18 protein-coding genes are annotated in these 16,646 nt (G+C 70.8%); 9 read left to right on the top strand and 9 right to left on the bottom strand.

The genetic code is table 11. The features are described from left to right. The first annotated feature begins 8 nt into the window (after positions 1-8). Together HMF7854_RS03455 and HMF7854_RS03450 are read left to right on the top strand one after the other, a co-directional pair. Entirely contained in the window at positions 9-1,148 is a 1,140-nt protein-coding gene (locus tag HMF7854_RS03455; RefSeq protein ID WP_126717825.1) for a hypothetical protein, read from the top strand. Positions 1,149-1,240: 92 nt separating this feature from the next. Continuing rightward, positions 1,241-1,816 (top strand): DUF1993 domain-containing protein, encoded by a 576-nt coding sequence (locus HMF7854_RS03450; RefSeq protein WP_126717824.1) that lies wholly within the window; start codon positions 1,241-1,243, stop codon positions 1,814-1,816. Between the two features lie 26 nt (positions 1,817-1,842). Here HMF7854_RS03450 and HMF7854_RS03445 read toward each other — a convergent pair whose 3' ends face one another. Beyond that, a complete protein-coding gene (locus HMF7854_RS03445) occupies positions 1,843-2,103 on the bottom strand; it encodes a hypothetical protein (RefSeq protein WP_126717823.1) in 261 nt (86 codons plus the stop codon). A gap of 130 nt (positions 2,104-2,233) precedes the next feature. Between HMF7854_RS03445 and HMF7854_RS03440 the strand changes: the two genes are divergently transcribed. After that, a complete protein-coding gene (locus tag HMF7854_RS03440) occupies positions 2,234-2,476 on the top strand; it encodes an excalibur calcium-binding domain-containing protein (RefSeq protein WP_126717822.1) in 243 nt (80 codons plus the stop codon). 34 nt (positions 2,477-2,510) lie between these two features. On the opposite strand, the gene ppk2 is transcribed toward HMF7854_RS03440, so the two are convergent. The 5 genes from ppk2 to HMF7854_RS03415 form a co-directional block, all read right to left on the bottom strand. Beyond that, positions 2,511-3,290 carry a polyphosphate kinase 2 gene (ppk2, locus tag HMF7854_RS03435; protein WP_126717821.1) on the bottom strand — a complete coding sequence of 260 codons (780 nt, stop codon included), beginning with the start codon at positions 3,288-3,290 and terminating at the stop codon, positions 2,511-2,513. After that, the gene (locus HMF7854_RS03430; protein ID WP_221766405.1) at positions 3,287-4,192 is read right to left on the bottom strand and encodes a diacylglycerol/lipid kinase family protein; all 906 of its coding nucleotides are present in this window, start codon (positions 4,190-4,192) and stop codon (positions 3,287-3,289) included. Before HMF7854_RS03430 ends, ppk2 begins: the two co-directional genes overlap by 4 nt. 28 nt (positions 4,193-4,220) lie before the next feature. Next, a complete protein-coding gene (locus tag HMF7854_RS03425) occupies positions 4,221-4,736 on the bottom strand; it encodes a DUF3617 domain-containing protein (protein ID WP_126717820.1) in 516 nt (171 codons plus the stop codon). A gap of 13 nt (positions 4,737-4,749) precedes the next feature. Continuing rightward, positions 4,750-6,393, bottom strand: a complete 1,644-nt coding sequence (locus HMF7854_RS03420) for an N-acyl-D-amino-acid deacylase family protein (protein ID WP_239016817.1) — start codon at positions 6,391-6,393, stop codon at positions 4,750-4,752. Between the two features lie 151 nt (positions 6,394-6,544). Continuing rightward, positions 6,545-6,823: an HNH endonuclease gene (locus HMF7854_RS03415; protein WP_126717819.1), complete on the bottom strand. Its 279-nt coding sequence runs from the start codon at positions 6,821-6,823 to the stop codon at positions 6,545-6,547. Between the two features lie 102 nt (positions 6,824-6,925). On the opposite strand from HMF7854_RS03415, the gene HMF7854_RS03410 reads away from it, so the two are divergent. Continuing rightward, entirely contained in the window at positions 6,926-7,135 is a 210-nt protein-coding gene (locus HMF7854_RS03410) for a PF20097 family protein (protein ID WP_126717818.1), read from the top strand. A gap of 54 nt (positions 7,136-7,189) precedes the next feature. Beyond that, positions 7,190-9,394 (top strand): excinuclease ABC subunit UvrB, encoded by a 2,205-nt coding sequence (gene uvrB, locus HMF7854_RS03405; RefSeq protein ID WP_126717817.1) that lies wholly within the window; start codon positions 7,190-7,192, stop codon positions 9,392-9,394. Between the two features lie 114 nt (positions 9,395-9,508). Here uvrB and HMF7854_RS03400 read toward each other — a convergent pair whose 3' ends face one another. From HMF7854_RS03400 to HMF7854_RS03390, 3 genes are all read right to left on the bottom strand, one after another. Next, positions 9,509-9,970, bottom strand: a complete 462-nt coding sequence (locus HMF7854_RS03400) for a hypothetical protein (protein WP_239016816.1) — start codon at positions 9,968-9,970, stop codon at positions 9,509-9,511. A 101-nt stretch (positions 9,971-10,071) separates the two neighbouring features. Further along, the gene (locus HMF7854_RS03395; RefSeq protein ID WP_185829139.1) at positions 10,072-11,883 is read right to left on the bottom strand and encodes an autotransporter domain-containing protein; all 1,812 of its coding nucleotides are present in this window, start codon (positions 11,881-11,883) and stop codon (positions 10,072-10,074) included. Positions 11,884-12,046: 163 nt separating this feature from the next. Next, positions 12,047-13,348 (bottom strand): M20/M25/M40 family metallo-hydrolase, encoded by a 1,302-nt coding sequence (locus HMF7854_RS03390; RefSeq protein ID WP_126717815.1) that lies wholly within the window; start codon positions 13,346-13,348, stop codon positions 12,047-12,049. Positions 13,349-13,468: 120 nt separating this feature from the next. On the opposite strand from HMF7854_RS03390, the gene HMF7854_RS03385 reads away from it, so the two are divergent. The 4 genes from HMF7854_RS03385 to HMF7854_RS03370 all read left to right on the top strand — a co-directional run bounded on the left by HMF7854_RS03385 (position 13,469) and on the right by HMF7854_RS03370 (position 16,594). Beyond that, on the top strand, positions 13,469-14,029 hold the full coding sequence (locus HMF7854_RS03385) for a glycoside hydrolase family 108 protein (protein ID WP_126717814.1): 561 nt from the start codon (positions 13,469-13,471) through the stop codon (positions 14,027-14,029). An 81-nt stretch (positions 14,030-14,110) separates the two neighbouring features. Beyond that, complete coding sequence (locus HMF7854_RS03380) at positions 14,111-14,524, top strand: holin family protein (RefSeq protein WP_126717813.1); 414 nt, start codon at positions 14,111-14,113, stop codon at positions 14,522-14,524. A 185-nt stretch (positions 14,525-14,709) separates the two neighbouring features. Continuing rightward, the gene (locus HMF7854_RS03375; protein ID WP_126717812.1) at positions 14,710-15,594 is read left to right on the top strand and encodes an alpha/beta hydrolase; all 885 of its coding nucleotides are present in this window, start codon (positions 14,710-14,712) and stop codon (positions 15,592-15,594) included. Between the two features lie 61 nt (positions 15,595-15,655). Continuing rightward, positions 15,656-16,594: an alpha/beta hydrolase gene (locus tag HMF7854_RS03370; protein ID WP_126717811.1), complete on the top strand. Its 939-nt coding sequence runs from the start codon at positions 15,656-15,658 to the stop codon at positions 16,592-16,594. The last annotated feature ends 52 nt before the right edge of the window (positions 16,595-16,646 follow it).

The raw sequence follows: 16,646 nt of genomic DNA, 5'->3' as shown, positions 1-16,646 counted from the left end.
GGACCGACATGGGCAAGGACATGACGATGGAAGAGTTCGGCGCCTGGATGCGCGCCAGCGACGATGCCGAACGGGCGCAGGACGCGGCCCGGGAGGAGGGCGGGCCGCGGGTCAGCTTCGTCCCCGCCCCCGCCACCGTCCCCTTCGCCTGCGCCCCCGACGACGAGCTCGTCCCCGGCGAGGTCAGCGCGATCGACTTCGTCCCCGAGCCGAGCCGGCGCCGCGTCAACGGCTGGTGCGGCCTCCGCCAGCGCATGTTCATCGACGCGCTCGCCCAGACCGGCTCGGTCCATTCCGCCGCCGAGGCCGCGGGCATCTCCGCCCGCTCGGCCTACCGGCTGCGGGTCCGCTCGCTGCCCTTCGCCCAGGCTTGGGCCGCGGCGCTGCCGCTCGCCGCCGGGCGGCTGGTCAGCGTCGCGCTCGACCGCGCGATCAACGGCCGGATCGAGCAGATCTGGAAGGACGGCGAGCTGGTCGGCGAGAAGCGCGTGCCGAGCGACAAGCTGCTGATGTGGCTCCTCGTCCGCCTCGACCCGCACCGCTTCGCCTTGCCGTGGGAGCGGCGCGGCGCCGACCAGGCGCCGGACCCGCAGGCCGAGGCGCTCGCCGCGCTCCCCGCGCTGCTCGACGCGCTGGTCGACGTCGGCGACGATCTCGTCCGAATGCCCCCGCCGCCCGCCGCCGAAACCCCGCCCGCGCCCCAGCCGCAGCCGCAGCCCGCGCCCGTTCCCCAGCCCGCCGCCCCGGCCCCGGCGAGCACCGCCACCCCCGCGCCTCCCGCGCCGCCGCCGCCGCCGCCGCCTCCCGCGCCGGTCGCCGCGTCCGCCCCGAGCGCCGGTCCGCGACCCGCCCCGGCGACCGCCTCGCCGCGCCCGGCCGCTGCGAGCGCGCCCTCCGCGCCCGCCGCCGTCTCCGTCCCCGCCGCCACGCCCCGGCACCATGACCGTTCGGACTCTTCGGACTCTTCGGACGGCTCGGACCGTCCGGACTCGACCGGCTCGGCCTGGCTCGATGCCGCCAGCGTCCGCGCCATCGCCGCCGCGACCGCCGCCGCGCTCGCCGATCCCGAGACCATCGCCAGCCGTGTGACCTTTCGGACTCTTGGCGACGAGCCGGACGACGTTCGGCGGCCGCCGCGGCGACGCTGACCGGCGGCCCGGCCGGGGGCTGAGCGCCGGCTTCTAACCGCCGCCCGCGCCGGCTAGGAGGGCCTGGTCCTCCACCGCCTGCCGGGAAGCCCATGCACCTCACCGCCCTCCTCGTCCCCAGCCTCGTCAACCCGCTCGCCGCGCTTGCCGGCTGGCTCGACAAGGGGGAGGCGTTCGCCGCCGCGCGCGGGGAGAGCCCCGACGCGCTGCTCGCGCTGCGCCTCGCGCCCGACATGTGGCCGCTCGCCAGCCAGGTCCGGCTCGCCGCCTTCCAGTCGCAGGAGAGCCTCCACCGCCTCCGCGGGGAGCCGGTGCCCGCGGCGGTGGACGCGATCCGCCAGGCCGGCCGCGACGGCGGCGAGCGGCCCGGCACCTGGGCCGAGGCCAGGGCGCTGGTGGCGGAGACCCTCGCGCTCCTCCGCGCGGTCGGGCCGGCGGAGTTCGACGCTGGCGCCGACGCGCCGCTCGCCCACCCGCTGCCGATGGGAATGGTGTTCGACATGACCGGCGACAGCTTCGTGCGCGACTGGGCGATCCCGCAGGTCGGCTTCCACGTCGCCATGGCCTATGCGCTGCTGCGCCAAGCGGGCGTTCCGATCGGCAAGATCGACTATGTCCCGCACATGTTCGCCTACGTCCGCCCGGGGACGATGCCCGGCGCCGCCTGAGCAGCGCCGCGGCGAACGCAAGTCGGTCAGAGCACCAGGACGATCGTCGCTGGCGGGCTTTGCGTCCAGCCGAGCGCGCGCTCGACGAGGATGAAGAGGGCGACCAGCGCGACCGCGAAGACGACGACCCCGACCACCAGCTCGCGGGTCTCGCGTTCGCGGATGTCCTGCGCGCTCGGCGGCTTGGCCGGGACCGGCGGCGGGTCGCGCCGGATCTGCACCCGGCGCCGCGGCCCATTGGTGGCGAGGTCGACGGTCTTCTTCCCGGTGCCGAGCGGAGTGGCCATGGCGCGAGCCTAGCCGGTCCGGGTTGACAGAGGGTTAGCGCCGGAACGGACCCTTTCCGGTCATCGCCGCGTCAGCGCCCGCGGGCCGCGTTCACCGGTCGTCAACCATCGTCCGGCAAGCTTGCGCTCGATGCCCACGCGCGATCTCTTCCCCAAGGCCGCCATGACCGGCATGCTCGGCACGGTCCTGTGGTGCCAGCTGCCGTCCTCGCTGTTCCAGTCGCCGCAGCAGCGCGCCGCGATCGAGGCCAGCGCGAGCTACGGCGGCTGCGACGAGCTGCGCTCGCAAGGCAAGGCGCCGCTCCGGGCCGGCGAGCCCGGCTACCGCTCGGACATGGACGGCGACGGCCTCGCCTGCGAGCCGATCCGCTGATCCTCGCCGCCGGCGCCGGGTCGCGCCGCCCGCCTCAATCCTTGTGCTCGTGCCCGAAGCTCGGGATCGGCTCCAGCACGCGGTAATCCTCGTCGAGCGGTGCATGGCCGAGCGGCGGCCAGTCGGTCGCCTCCTCCGGGACCGTGCAGTCGGGCAGCCGGTCGAGCAGGTCGCGGATGAGCGTCAGCCGTCCGCGCCGCTGGTCGTTGAAGTCGACCAGCGTCCACGGCGTCTTCCTGTGGTGAGTCGCCTTCAGCATCGCGTCGCGCGCCGCGCCATAGTCGGCGTAATGGTCGCGTGCGGCCTGGTCGATCGGCGACAGCTTCCACCGCTTGAGCGGATCCTTGGCCCGCTCGGCGAACCGTTCCTCCTGCTGCTCCTGGTCGCAGCCGAGCCAGTATTTGAACAGGAGGATGCCGTCGTCGACCAGCATCTTCTCGAAGGTCGGCACCGCCTCGAGGAAGGCCTCGACCTCGGTCGCGGTGGCGAAGCCCATCACCTTCTCGACCCCGGCGCGGTTGTACCAGCTGCGGTCGAACAACACGATCTGACCCTTGCAGGGCAGGTGCGGCACGTAGCGCTGGAAATACCATTGGCCGGTTTCCGCCTCGCTCGGCTTGGACAGCGCCACGACCCGGCACTGGCGCGGGTTGAGCCGGGCCGCGATAGCGGCGATCGCGCCGCCCTTGCCGGCCGTGTCACGCCCCTCGAAAAGGATCAGGATGCGCTGCCCGGTCGCCTGCGCCCAGCGCGCCAACGCCACCAACTCGGCCTGCATCGGCTTCAGCCGCGCCTCATATTTCTTGCGCTTCATGGGCAGATCACCTTAAGGGACGCCGGGCGGATGCGGTAGTCGAGCGGGCCGCGCATCATCTCGGTTTCGCCGTCGATCGCCACCGTCAGGTGGCTGCGGCGGCTGGCGACCCGCAGCCGGGTGACGTCGTCGAGGCGGATCATGTCGTCGCTCCGCACCCGCCCAGCCAGCGCCCGGAGCGTGGCCGCCATCAGCCCGGCGCGGCTCTTGGATCGCAGGATCATCACGCACAGCTTGCCGTCGTCGAGCGTCTGGCGCTGCCCTGCCTGCGGCAGGCTCAGCTCATAGTCGTTGTTGCCGACGAACAGCAGCGGCGTGTCGAGCGTCGCGCGCTGTTCCTCGTTGATCGTCAGGCTCAGCCGGTGGTGGCGGAAGCGGACGAGGGTGCGCACGCCCGCGACCAGCATCGCCAGCCGCTTGGAGCGCCCGAGCTTCTCGCGCTGGTTGTCGCGGTCGAGCACCATCAGCGGGTAGAGCCCGATCGCGCTGTTGTTGATGAAGATCCGGCCGTTGAGCTCGGCCACGTCGACCAAGCGGGTCTTGCCCGCGGCGATCACCTTCGCCGCTTCGGCGAGGTCGGCGGGCATGCCGATGTCCTTGGCGAAATGATTGAGCGTGCCGAGCGGAAGCACGCCGAGCGGCTCGTCGGCCCCGGCCAGCGCGCCGGCGACGGCGCTGATCGTGCCGTCCCCGCCCGCCGCGCAGATCGGCGTCCGGCCCTGCTTCAACGCCTCGGCCGCCCGCTCGGCGCAGCGCGCGCCCTCGACCAGCACGATCTCGGCCTCGACGCCGGCGTCCGCCAGCGCCGCCTCGAGCCGTTGCGGCGCATCGCCGTCCGCACTTCCGCCGCCCTTGTTGACGATGACGATCGCCTTCATGGCCGCCGAACGGCTCGCTGGCACATTCGGCTCCATGACGAGCGAGTCAGGGTCAGGCCTTCTTGGGCGTGGTCGCCGCCGCCGAGCAGTCACCGACCCGCGTCGCCTTCTGCGCGATCTGAGCGGTGTAGTCGCCGGACCCGCTGAAGCTGGTGTTGACCGTGCCGGTCGTCTCGAAGCCGCCGGGCTTGAGCTGGCCGTCAGCGCTGATCATCACGAAGCCCGGGTTCTTCGGCCGCGTGCAGCGCACCTGCATGCTCAGCATCCCGCCCGACGTGACAAAGCTGGAGATGTCCTCGCAGCTGTCGCCCTTGGCGGTGAAGAAGTCGGCGGTAGGCTTGTCGCCGCCGGCGAAGCAGACCCGCGCGGTGGCGGTCGAGCCCGCCTTCCAGTCGGTCGCCGGAGTCGTCTTGTCGGTAGAGGCGAGGCTCTTCACCGTGGTAACGATCTCATACTCGCCCTTCTCCAGACCCTTGGCGGTCGCCGCGGCGGTGTTGTTGGCGGGCGTGTCGTCGCCGCACGCGGACAGCAGCGCCAGCGCGGCGGCACAGAACAGAAAACGCGTCATCCTCTTCCCCTTGTCAGACCTTGCACTTCTTCCATCCCGGCCCGCGCACCGCGCGACCCGGCCGGGCGGCGGTCATCCGCCCGTCGTCGAGCACCAGCCGGCCGTTGACCGCGACATAGCGCATGCCCGTGGCAAACTGCTGCGGCTTTTCATAGGTCGCATGGTCGGCGATCGTCGCCGGATCGAAGATGGCGAGATCGGCGCGCATCCCGGCGCGGACCATCCCGCGGTCGCGAATCCCGAGATTGGCCGCGGGAAAGGCCGAGAGCCGCCGGACCGCGTCCGCCAGCGTGGTCGTCTTCTCGTCGCGGACGTAACGGCCAAGCAGCCGGGCGACATTGCCGTAGGCGCGCGGATGGGTGCTCGACAGGAGGAACACGCCGCGCGGCGCGAGCGCCCCGGCGTCGCTCCCGAAGCTGACCCAAGGCAGCGCGGTTTGCCGAGCGACATTCTTCTCGTCCATCAGGAAATAGGCGGTGCCGACCCGGCTCCCGTCCTCGACGACGAGGTCGATCGCGGTTTCTTCCGCGCTCTTGCCGCGGATCCTCGCCACCTCGGCCAGCGTCTTGCCGGTGAGCGGCTTGAGCTTGGGGTTCTTGAACCCGAGCAGCAGCACCTTGTCCGGGCTGCCCGCCTGGTAGAGCAGGCTTTCCCATCCATCGGGCTTGCCGCGCATCTCCTTCAGCACCCGCGCCCGGATCGCCGGGTCGAGCAGCCGCGCCCGCCACTTGTCGTAGCCGCCCGCCTGCACCCAGGTCGGCATCGCCGCGTCGAGCCCGGTCGCGCCGGCGGTATAGTTGTACATGTCGGCGGTGATCCGCACCCCCGCCGCCCGCGCCGCCTCGACCCGCGCGATGACCGCGTCGAGCTTGTTCCAGTTGCCGCGCCCGGCCTGCTTGAGATGGTAGATCTCCGCCGGGCCGCCGCTCTCCCGGGCGATGGTGACGAGCTCGTCGACCGCTTCCAGCAGGCGGTCGCTCTCGTTGCGCAGGTGGCTGATGTACATGCCGCCGCAGCGCGCGGAGGCGGTCGCCAGCGCCACCAGCTCGGGCGTCCCGGCATAGCTGGCGGGCGCGTAGATGAGCGAGCTGCCGAGGCCCATCGCGCCCTGGTTCATCCCCTCGCGAACCAGCCGCTGCATCGCCGCGAGCTGCGCCGGCGCGGGCTGCACGTCGTCCTGCCCGAGCACGTCGATCCGGACTGTCGTCGCGCCGACGAAGCTGGCGATGTTGGGCGCGATCCCGCGCTTCTCCATCGCCGCGAAATATTGGTCGAGGCTGCGCCAAGTGACGGGATAGCGGATGTCGCCCTGGTTCTTCCGGAGGTAGTCCGCGCCGCGCTGGTTGATCGGGGCGTTGGACCAGCCCTCGCCGAACACCTCGAGCGTCACGCCCTGGCGGATGTCGCTCTCGGCCGCGCCATCCGCGATCAGCGGCTCGTCGGCCCAGCTCAGCATGTTGATGAAGCCTGGCGCGACCGCCAGTCCGAGCGCGTCGATGGTCCGCGCCGCGCGCCCGGCGAGATGCGGCGCGACGGCGACGATCCGCCCGCCGCGCACCGCGACATCGCCGGTGAAGGGCGCGCCGCCGCTGCCGTCGACGATCGTCCCGCCGCGCACCATGAGGTCGTAGGACGGCGGCGACGCGGCGCCGAGCAACAGCAGCGCCGTCGCGGCGGCTAGCAGGCGACGCGGGTTCAGCGCCGGGCCGTTCGGCGGCGGAGAGGCTGTTCGTGTCGCATCATCGCCATGAACATTCCTCGCCGCCAGGACCGGCGCAGCATATCCGAGCCGCGCCCGCGCACAAGGCTCAGCGCCGCCGCCGCGTCGGCGCGTGGAAATCGGGCGGCTTGCCCCCGATCCAGGCGAGGAAGCGCGCAAGCTCCGGGTCGGCGGCCAGCGCGTCCCGCTCGCCGTCGGTCTTCGCCAGCTCGACGTTGGTGAAGCGGGCGTGGAGCGTTCGGTGGCAGATCGGATGGACGGGCACCGTCAACCGGCCGCCGCGGCTCTTGGGCACCGGATGGTGCTGCTCGACCCGCCGGCCGAGCGGGCGGGCGCACAGCCAGCAGGACTCCGGATCGACGCTCACCTGCCGGATATAGGAGCGCCGGCGCTGCCCGCCACCCGGGCGCCATTGTCACCGCGCCGCCCGCCCCGCATGATGCGCCGGGCAACCACGGAGCGGCGGATCATGAGCGAATGTCCCAAGTGCCAGGGCCGGATGGAGGAAGGCTTCATCCTCGACGTCGGCTACGGCACCCGGACCCCGAGCCGCTGGTACGCGGGAACCCCGGTATCCAGCATCTGGACGGGGACGAAGATCAGGGGCGTGCGCAACCTGCCGGTCGTCAGCCTGCGCTGCCAGCGCTGCGGCTTCCTCGAGAACTACGCCAAGGGCTGAACCCGCGCGGCGGGCAATTGCCGCACCGCTTGCGCGCCCCCATATTCGTCCGCAATGGCCATCCAGATCCGCACCTCGCTCGCCGAGCCCGAGACCGGCGAGAGCTTCGTCCCGCATCGCCCCGCCCGCCCCGACAAGGCCGAGGGCGGCCGCAGCTTCAACCTGACGTCGGACTACAGCCCGGCCGGCGACCAGCCGACCGCGATCAGGGAACTGGTCGAGGGAATCGCCGAGAACGGCGAGACAAGCCAGGTGCTGCTCGGCGTCACCGGCTCGGGCAAGACCTACACCATGGCGCAGGTGATCCAGGCGACGCAGCGCCCCGCGCTCGTCCTTGCCCCCAACAAGATCCTCGCCGCCCAGCTCTACGGCGAGTTCAAGAGCTTCTTCCCCGACAACGCGGTCGAATATTTCGTCAGCTACTATGACTATTACCAGCCCGAAGCCTACGTCCCGCGTACCGACACCTACATCGAGAAGGAGTCGAGCGTGAACGAGGCGATCGACCGGATGCGCCACTCGGCCACCCGCTCGCTGCTCGAACGCGACGACGTGATCATCGTCGCCTCGGTCTCCTGCCTCTACGGCATCGGCTCGGTCGAGACCTATTCGGCGATGGTCTTCAGCATGAAGAAGGGCGGGCAGGAGGACCAGCGTGAGATCATCCGCAAGCTCGTCGCGCTCCAGTACAAGCGCAACGACGCCGCCTTCGTCCGCGGCAACTTCCGCGTCCGCGGCGACAGCCTCGAGATCTTTCCCTCGCACTATGAGGACACCGCCTGGCGGATCAGCTTTTTCGGCGACGAGATCGAGGACATCGTCGAGTTCGATCCCTTGACCGGCAAGAAGATCGCCTCGCTCGACAGCATCAAGGTCTACGCCAACTCGCACTATGTAACGCCCGGGCCGACGCTCAAACAGGCGATGGAGGCGATCAAGCACGAGCTCGCCGAGCGGCTCAAGGAACTGGTCGCCGAGGGCAAGCTGCTCGAAGCGCAGCGGCTCGAGCAGCGGACCAATTTCGACCTCGAGATGATCCAGGCCACCGGCAGCTGCGCCGGGATCGAGAACTACTCCCGCTTCCTCACCGGCCGGCTTCCGGGCGAGCCGCCGCCGACCTTGTTCGAATATCTTCCCGACAACGCGCTATTGTTCGTCGACGAGAGCCATCAGACGGTGCCGCAGATCGGCGCGATGGCGCGCGGCGACCACCGGCGGAAGATCACGCTCGCCGAATATGGCTTCCGCCTGCCGAGCTGCATCGACAACCGGCCGCTGCGCTTCAACGAGTGGGACGCGATGCGCCCGCAGTCGGTGTTCGTCTCGGCGACTCCCGGCCCGTGGGAGATGACCGAGACCGGCGGTGTCTTCTCCGAACAGGTCATCCGCCCGACCGGGCTGATCGACCCGCCGGTCACCATCAAGCCGGTCGAGGATCAGGTCGACGACCTCATCCACGAGGCGAAGGAAACGGCGCGCAACGGCTATCGGACGCTGGTCACCACGCTCACCAAGCGCATGGCCGAGGACCTCACCGAGTTCCTCCACGAGGCCGGGCTGAAGGTCCGCTACATGCACTCCGATGTCGAGACCCTGGAGCGCATCGAGCTGATCCGCGACCTCCGGCTCGGAGTCTACGACGTGCTGGTCGGGATCAACCTGCTGCGCGAAGGGCTCGACATTCCCGAGTGCGGGCTGGTCGCGATCCTCGACGCCGACAAGGAAGGCTTCCTCCGCTCCGAAACCTCGCTGATCCAGACCATCGGCCGCGCCGCGCGCAACGTCGACGGGCGCGTCATCCTCTACGCCGACACGGTCACCGGCTCGATGGAGCGCGCGCTGGCGGAAACCAGCCGCCGCCGCGAGAAGCAGGAGGAGTACAACCGCGAGCACGGGATCACCCCGGCGACCATCAAGCGCCAGATCAGCGACATCATCGCGCACGTGTCGACCCGCGACGGGGTGGTGGTCGAGACCGGCGACGAGGATCGCAACAATCTCGTCGGGCACAATCTGCGCGCCTACATCAACGATCTCGAGCAGCGAATGCGCAAGGCCGCCGCCGACCTCGAGTTCGAGGAGGCGGGCCGGCTGCGCGACCAGATCCGCCGGCTGGAGGAGGACGAGCTCGGCATTCCCGAGCCCGACCGAGTCGCCCAAAGCCCGCTCGGCCACTCGACCGAGGGCAAGCCCGGCACCCGCAAGACCCGCTTCGGCAAGCAGCAGCAGATGCGCATGAACAAGCGGAAGCGGGCTTGAACCGAGGCCCCCTCCCCTTGGGAGAGGGTTGGGTGAGGGCGGCAGGAGAGAGTTCCGGCTTCACCCTCTCACCGCGGCGCGACCTCCCTTCCCCGTCGGGGGAGGGGTTCTCGTCTACCGCAGCACGCCGTTGGCCGCCTGCCGCCGCGCATACAACAGCAGGGCGATGGCGATCAGCCAGAGCAGCGCGGTAAAGCCGTAGTTGCTCGCCGTGTGCATCATCGCGGGGGCGTTCGACAGGCCGAGCTGGTACACGGTCATCAGCACCAGGCCCGCCAGCGAGATGGCGAAGGCCGTCACTGCCCAGCGCTTGCGCAGGAGGAGCAGGACCGATCCCGCCAGAGCGCCCCACACGCCGAAGGCCCACAGCGCGATCGCCCAGGCCGGGAAGCTGTCGAAATAGGCCAGCTGCTCGGCCGGCATGTTGGCGAGGTAGGCGGCGTTGTGCAGCCGGCTCATCGTATAGTCGACGCAGCCGATGCTGTTCCACAACAGCGAGAGCACGCCCACGATCCACAGGTGCAGCGGCGTGCGCGAGGCCAGACGCACTTCGTGATCGGCAATCATGTCAGTCATGGTCGAACCCCCTTCGAGCGCGCGCGCCTTCGAAGGGCCCGCGCCGGCGGAAGACTGGACCTGTTGAAGGTCAAGTCAAGCCGGCGCGGTACCGCTCCTCGTCAGAAGCCCAGCTTGAAGCCGACCTGCCCCGACAGGTCGCTGCCGTCCTTGCGCCCGAAGGTGTTGCTGACGACGGCATGGAGCGCGGTGTTGGCGAACAGGTTGACGTCCGCCCCGAGCGTACCGCGCGCATAGACCTTCTTGCTGGCGTTGGCGAAGCCATAGCTGTTGACGATCGTCGGCGAGGCGGTCTGCGCGTAGGTCACGCCGCCCGCGCTGCCCGACAGCCGCTTCTCGGCCATCACCTGGGCGAAGGGGTGGAAGGCCGCCGCCGCGTCGCCGATCACGCCGCGCACCTCGAGCCCGGCGCCGCCGGTCAGATTGCTGCCGCGGGTCCGCGACACGGCGAGGTTGAGCGCGGGATCGCCCGTCTCGGTGTAGCCGTCGACTCGGGCGTGGGCATAGTCGAGCGCGAGCACCGGGCCGGCCCGCAGCCCCATGAAACCGCCAAGGTAGCCGAGCTTGCCGCCCGCCTCGTAATGCTTGCCGCTCGGCCGGGCGGCGAGGTCGTAGACCGGCCCGTTGCGATCGACCCGGTGCTTGTCCCAGCCATAGCCCGCATAGCCCTCGCCGAAGATCGGGCCGATCGCCGTGCCGGCATAGGCGCCGACCTGCCAGCTGCGGCTGTGAATGGTCGCGCTGTCGTTGCCGAAGTCGGTCTTGGGCCGCGAATAGTTGCCGGCGATCCCGACCACCGAGTTGCCCATCCCGAACTCGACGCCCGCGGTCGCCCCGGCGCCGTTGACGTTGAACTGGTCGTTGCGGTCGGTTGCCCGGCGCTTGGTAGTGAAGCCGTCGCCGGTGACGAAGAAGCGGACGCCGTCGGCCGTCTCCCCGTCGCGCGGGGCGGCGGCGTCGAGCTGCGCCAGCAGCGTCCGCCCGAACTGCCGCCCGGTCGCCAGCCCGACCTCGCGCGGCGCCTGCAGCGTCAGCGGCGCGCGCAGCTGCGCGTCGATATACTGGGCGACGATCGCGAAGCCCTGCTGGCTGAGGTGCAGCTGGTCGACGTAGAAGAGATACTGGTTGCCGAGCGGCCCGACGCACGCCGCGCCCGAGGCGACCGGGCAGGCGCCGGCGCTGGTCAGGCCGTAGGCGGCGGGATTGGCGGTGATCTCCTGGCCCAGGGTGGCAAGGTCGAGATAGTTCACGATGACCCCGCGCGAGGCATAGCCCGCGAAGAGGCCCTGCAGCCCGGTGTTGAAGCTGGTCGCATAGGCGTTGCGGACGGCGATACCGTTCGCGTTGCCGGCGATCTCCGGCGCGAGCGCGGTGTTGACCGCGACATAGCTGATGTTGCGCGCACCCGCGTTGACCAGCGCGTCGAGCCCGGTCTTGACGCTCGCCACCGCGGTCCCTGCCGCGGTCGGCGCGCCGGCGATCGTGCCGCCGCCCGACTGGTAGATGCGCGCGTCGTTGCCGCCGATCGACAGGGCCAGAAGGTCGTTGGCGCCGAAGGTCGGGCTCACGCTCGGGAAGGGCGTTCCGCCGCCCGCCAGGAAGCGGGTATATTCATAGGTGAAGCCGGGCAGCCCGGGGATGGTGTTGGCGTTGCTGGTCAGCGCCCCGCCGATCGCGAAATTGGCCTGCGGCGCGCCGGTCAGAGTCGAGAGGGTGTCGATGTAGTTGTAGCCGTTGGTGAACCGGTTGGCCGGGTAGACGGCCTGCGGCGGAAGCCCGAGCCGGAACGCGTTCCCAGTGTCGGCGAAGCTGTCGCCGAACGCGACGATGCGGGTGACGCGCTGCGCCTCGGCCGGGGTGGCGAGCGCGGTCGCGCCGAGCAGGGCGCAGGCGGCGGTGACGAGCTTCTTCATCTGGTGCATCCCCTCCCGGACCTTCTGGAGCCGAGGTCCTTGTTCAATGGCGGCAAACTGCCGTTCGTCCGGGCGTCAGACAAGCGCCGCGCACGCGGGCGGTGCATTTCCGCCGCGTCCGGTGCTTCCGATGCAACAGTTGACGCTACGGCAAGCGCTCGCGTCAGCGGCGTTCGGCGGCGAGCCGGCTCATCAGGATGGCGGCACGCTTCGCCTGCCGGCTGATCGAGGGCAGGTCGATCGTCTCCTGGTCGGTGTGCGCGCCGGTGCTCGCCGCGCCCAGCCCGACCAGCCCGTCGACGTCCTTTGCCACCCAGCTGATGTCCCCCGCCCCGCGCTTTAGCGGATCGAGCGCGCCCATTGCTGGCAGCCCCATGTCGCCGTTGACGCGGTTGAGCCGGTCGAGCAGCGCGAGGTTGCCGGCGGTCGGCGGCATCGGCGGGTAGGTATCGTCGTCGAAGCTCAGCACCGCCCGCGTTCCCGGCAGGTTTTGCGCGACGATCGCCTGCATCTTCGCCCGCGTGCGGTCGATCTGGTCCTGGCTGATCGCGCGCAGGTCGCCGCGCGCGACCGCCGTGGCCCCGGTGATGTTGGTCTTGCCGCTCGCGGCGAGCCGGATCTGACCCTCGTCGAGCGCCGCGGTCTGGCCGCCGCCGACCAGCCCGACATTGTAGGTCAGCTTGTCCTCGCGCAGTTCGCGGCGGAAGGTGTCGACGATCCGCGCCAACTCGTAAATGGCGCCGGACCCGACGCCGGGCGCGAACACGCCGCTCGAATGCGCCGGCCGGGCCGAGACGGTCAGCGTCCAGCCACCCGCGCTACGCCGCGCGACCGAGCCCATGTCCTGGCCATTCTCCTGCGCCAGCCCCTCGAAATCGAGCGCCACGTCGGCGCGCTTGCCGGCGGCGATCAGGTCGCGGCGGGCGAGCGCCACCGGCTTGCCCGTGTCCTCCTCGTCGCCGGTGAGCACGATCTCGATGTTGGCGGCCTTCAGCGTTCCCGCCGCCTGCATCGCCCGGAGCGCAGCGATCATCACCACGTCGCCGCCCTTGTCGTCCTCGATCCCCGGCCCGCGCGCCCGGTCGCCTTCGCGAACGAACTTCTGGAACGGCGAGTCCGGCTCGAACACCGTGTCGAGATGCCCGATCAGCAGCAGCCGCTTGCCGCCGCGCCGCCCCGGATGAGTGGCGACGAGGTGGCCCGCGCGGCCGGTCTCGCGCAGCGGAATCCAGCGGACCTGAAAACCGAGCGGCTCGAGCTCGGCGCGAACCATCCGCCCGACCGCCTCGACCCCGGCGAGATTGTGGCTCCCGCTGTTCTGGTCGACCAGCTTCTGGAGCAGCGCGATGTGCCGCTCGCGCTCGGCATCGACGGTCTGGACCATGCGCCGCTCCGGCGCGGTCAGGGCGGCATGGGCGGGAACGGCAGCGGCGAGCAGGGCCGCCGGCATCAGGAAGCGCAGCATGGCTCGACACTAGCGGCTGGAGGCGCCCTCGCAAGGCATGGATCGGGCACAATCCACTGTCCTACTTGAAACCGATTTGGTTACATGTATCCGACTCGGTTTACCAGCAGGGAATGGGACATGAACGAAAATCTCGCATCCTCCCTCGTCGAGGCGCTGATCGAACGGGAAGGCGGCTACGTCAGCAACTCGGCGGACCGCGGCGGACCGACCCGCTACGGGATCACCGAGGCGGTGGCCCGCGCACACGGCTATTCGGGGCCGATGGACGCGCTTCCGCGCGACGAGGCGGTGGCGATCTACAAGCGCCTCTACTGGTTCCGACCAAGGCTCGATGCGATCGCCGAGCGCAGCACGCGCATCGCCGAGGAACTGTTCGACACCGGCGTGAACATGGGGCCGGCGGTCGCCGTCACCTTCCTGCAGCGCGCGCTGACCGCGCTCAACCGCAACGCCAAGGACTATCCCGACCTCGCCCCCGACGGCCGGGTCGGCCCGCGCACGCTCGCCGCGCTCGACGGCTATTTCGCGCGCCGCGGGCTCGGCGGCGGCGAGACGGTGCTGCTCCGCGCGCTCGAGGCGCTGCAGGGCGAGCGCTACCTCCGCCTCGCCGAACGCCGCCCGGCCAACGAGACCTTCCTCTACGGGTGGCTCGCCAACCGGCTCGGCAACGTCAGCTGACCAAGCCCGGCACTCTTCGCCCGACGCTGTGACCTTTCGGACCATTCGCGCGATCGACCCACCCACACAGGGAGCAAATCCATGGCCATTCTCGACGCCGTCATCGGCCCCATCGCCAACCTTCTCGACAAGATCATCCCCGACCCCCGCCAGCGCGACGAGGCCAAGCTCGCGCTGCTGAAGCTGCAGGGCGAGCAGGACCTCGCCGCGGTAAGCGCCCAGCTCCAGGCGATTGTCGCCGAGGCCAACTCGGCCGATCCCTGGACCAGCCGGGCCCGCCCCAGCTTCCTCTACATGATGTATGCGCTCATCCTTTGGTCGATCCCGATGGGCCTCATCGCCGCGGTCCAGCCGCAGATGGCGCAGGGCATCGCCGCCGGCATGACCACCTATCTCCGCGGCATCCCGGAGGAACTCTACACCCTCTTCGGCACCGGCTACCTCGGCTACACCGCGGCACGGACCTGGGGGAAGATCAAGGGGGTGGAGCGGTAACAATGTCCTTCTTCCCGGCTAGCAGAGAGTGACCCGAAGGGCCGGATGAGGGGGGCCGCGCTTCGGCGCCGCGCAACCGCGGCGTGGTCGCCCCTCACCCTTCCAGTGCTGACGCGGCGCCCCCCTCTTCCCGGCGGGGAGAGGGGCACAGGACCCATCCCCACCACCCAAACGTTCGCCCTCTAATGACCGCCCGACTTACCCGCCGCGCCCTTGTCGCCGGGGCTTTTGCCACCCTTGCCCTCGCCGCCTGCAGCCCCGCCGGCCTGCTCAACGGCGCCAGCAGCCTCGCCGGGGCCGACCGCGCCCACCGGGCCGCCGCCGGGAAGCCGTTCGGCCCCGACCCCCGGCTGAAGCTCGACGTCTGGGTGCCCGACCGGCGTCCGGCGGGGCCGCTCCCGGTGGTCGTCTTCTTCTACGGCGGCGGCTGGGTGGCGGGGAACCGGGGCGACTATGGGTTCGCCGGCCGGGCTCTCGCCGCGCGCGGGTTCATCGCCGTGGTTCCGGACTATCGCCTCGTACCCGAGGTCCGCTTTCCGACCTTCCTCCAGGACGGGGCGGCGGCGGTGCGCTGGGTCCACGACAATATCGCCCGCTTCGGCGGCGACCCGAACCGTATCGCGCTCAGCGGCCACAGCGCCGGCGCCTACAATGCCGCCATGCTCGCGCTCGACCCGCATTTTCTGGCCGACGCCGGGCTGCCGCCGCGCACGATCAAGGCGGCGGCGCTCCTGTCGGGGCCGTACGACTTCTATCCCTTCACCGAGCAGCGCGGGCGGGATGCGCTCGGCGCCTGGCCGCGCCCGCTCGAGACGCAGCCGGTCCACTTCGTCCGCCGCGACGCGCCGCCACTGCTGCTGCTTCACGGCAGCGCCGACGAGGTGGTCGAGCCGCGCAACAGCATCGCGCTGGCCGACGCCCTGCGCCGCGCCGGGGCGACGGTCGAACTGAGGATCTACCCCGGGCAGAGCCACATCGACCTCGCCAAGGCGCTGTCGCCGCTGTTCCGGCGGTCCAATCCCGCGCTGGCCGACTCGGCTCGCTTCCTCGCCCTGCACGACCGGCCGTAGCGGCCGGAACTCGCATCGCCCGCCACGGGTTGTTACGGGGAGAGAAGGACTCCGACCAACCGTGGCGACCCGCAGCGAATTGCCGCCCGACATCACGCCCCCGGCAACGCTGCGCCCGCGCCGCCGCAAGGCGCGCAACCTCAAGACTTGGGGCGCGACCTTCGCCCGCCGCCTGGGCTGGCAGCCGGTCGACCTCCTCAACACCATCGACCGCTATTTGCCGACCCGCAGCGGCGCCAACCTCGCCGCGCAGGGCGTCGCCTACGGTCTCCACCCGCGTCAGCGCCTCGACGTCTGGACTCCGTCCGCCCGCCGCCACCGCGGTCAGCCGCTGCCGGTGGTCGTCTTCTTCTATGGCGGCGGCTGGCACCGGGGTGAGCGGTCGCACTATGCCTTCGCCGGCGCGGCGCTGTCGGGTGAGGGCTTCGTGGTGGTCGTCCCCGACTACCGGCTCGTTCCCGAGGGCCGCTTCCCGGCCATGATCGAGGACGGCGCCGAGGCGATCCGCTGGGTTCGCGACCATGCCCACCTGTTCGGCGGCGATCCGGAGCGGATCAGCGTCTGCGGGCACAGCGCCGGCGCCTACATCGGCGCCATGCTCAGCCTCGACCGGCGCTGGCTGCGGCGGATCGGGGTCGATCCCAGGATCGTCCGCGCCGGCGCGCTGCTCGCCGGGCCATACGACTTCGCGCCTTTCACCGAGTATCGCGGCCGCAATGCCTTCGGCCATTGGAAGCGGCCTGAGGAGACCCAGCCGATCAGCTTCGCCCGGCGCAGCGCGCCGCCGCTGCTGCTGGCCACCGGCAGCAACGACAAGCTGGTCTACCCGCGCAATAGCCGACACCTCGCGCAGCGGCTGGCGGAGCTCGGCGCGCCGGCCGAATTCCGCAGCTATCGCGGCGTCGGGCACATCGACCTGATGCTGAGCTTCTCCCGCACCTTCCGCGGCCGCTCGCCCGCGCTGGCCGACGTGACCCGCTTCCTGCTCGATCACAGCTGACGCTTGCAGCGCCTCGGCGCGCTTCCCACATCGCCGCTCAAGGAGCGGGTAC

Source organism: Sphingomonas ginkgonis (assembly GCF_003970925.1).
GTDB lineage: Bacteria > Pseudomonadota > Alphaproteobacteria > Sphingomonadales > Sphingomonadaceae > Sphingomicrobium > Sphingomicrobium ginkgonis.
This window is presented reverse-complemented; position numbering and strand designations above follow the sequence as displayed.

Coding starts and splice junctions, on each gene's coding strand:
- HMF7854_RS03455 (WP_126717825.1), top strand. CDS start 9: ATGGGCAAGGACATGACGATGGAAGAGTTCGGCGCCTGGATGCGCGCC.
- HMF7854_RS03450 (WP_126717824.1), top strand. CDS start 1,241: ATGCACCTCACCGCCCTCCTCGTCCCCAGCCTCGTCAACCCGCTCGCC.
- HMF7854_RS03445 (WP_126717823.1), bottom strand. CDS start 2,103: ATGGCCACTCCGCTCGGCACCGGGAAGAAGACCGTCGACCTCGCCACC.
- HMF7854_RS03440 (WP_126717822.1), top strand. CDS start 2,234: ATGCCCACGCGCGATCTCTTCCCCAAGGCCGCCATGACCGGCATGCTC.
- ppk2 (WP_126717821.1), bottom strand. CDS start 3,290: ATGAAGCGCAAGAAATATGAGGCGCGGCTGAAGCCGATGCAGGCCGAG.
- HMF7854_RS03425 (WP_126717820.1), bottom strand. CDS start 4,736: ATGACGCGTTTTCTGTTCTGTGCCGCCGCGCTGGCGCTGCTGTCCGCG.
- HMF7854_RS03410 (WP_126717818.1), top strand. CDS start 6,926: ATGAGCGAATGTCCCAAGTGCCAGGGCCGGATGGAGGAAGGCTTCATC.
- uvrB (WP_126717817.1), top strand. CDS start 7,190: ATGGCCATCCAGATCCGCACCTCGCTCGCCGAGCCCGAGACCGGCGAG.
- HMF7854_RS03400 (WP_239016816.1), bottom strand. CDS start 9,970: ATGACTGACATGATTGCCGATCACGAAGTGCGTCTGGCCTCGCGCACG.
- HMF7854_RS03395 (WP_185829139.1), bottom strand. CDS start 11,883: ATGAAGAAGCTCGTCACCGCCGCCTGCGCCCTGCTCGGCGCGACCGCG.
- HMF7854_RS03390 (WP_126717815.1), bottom strand. CDS start 13,348: ATGCTGCGCTTCCTGATGCCGGCGGCCCTGCTCGCCGCTGCCGTTCCC.
- HMF7854_RS03385 (WP_126717814.1), top strand. CDS start 13,469: ATGAACGAAAATCTCGCATCCTCCCTCGTCGAGGCGCTGATCGAACGG.
- HMF7854_RS03380 (WP_126717813.1), top strand. CDS start 14,111: ATGGCCATTCTCGACGCCGTCATCGGCCCCATCGCCAACCTTCTCGAC.
- HMF7854_RS03375 (WP_126717812.1), top strand. CDS start 14,710: ATGACCGCCCGACTTACCCGCCGCGCCCTTGTCGCCGGGGCTTTTGCC.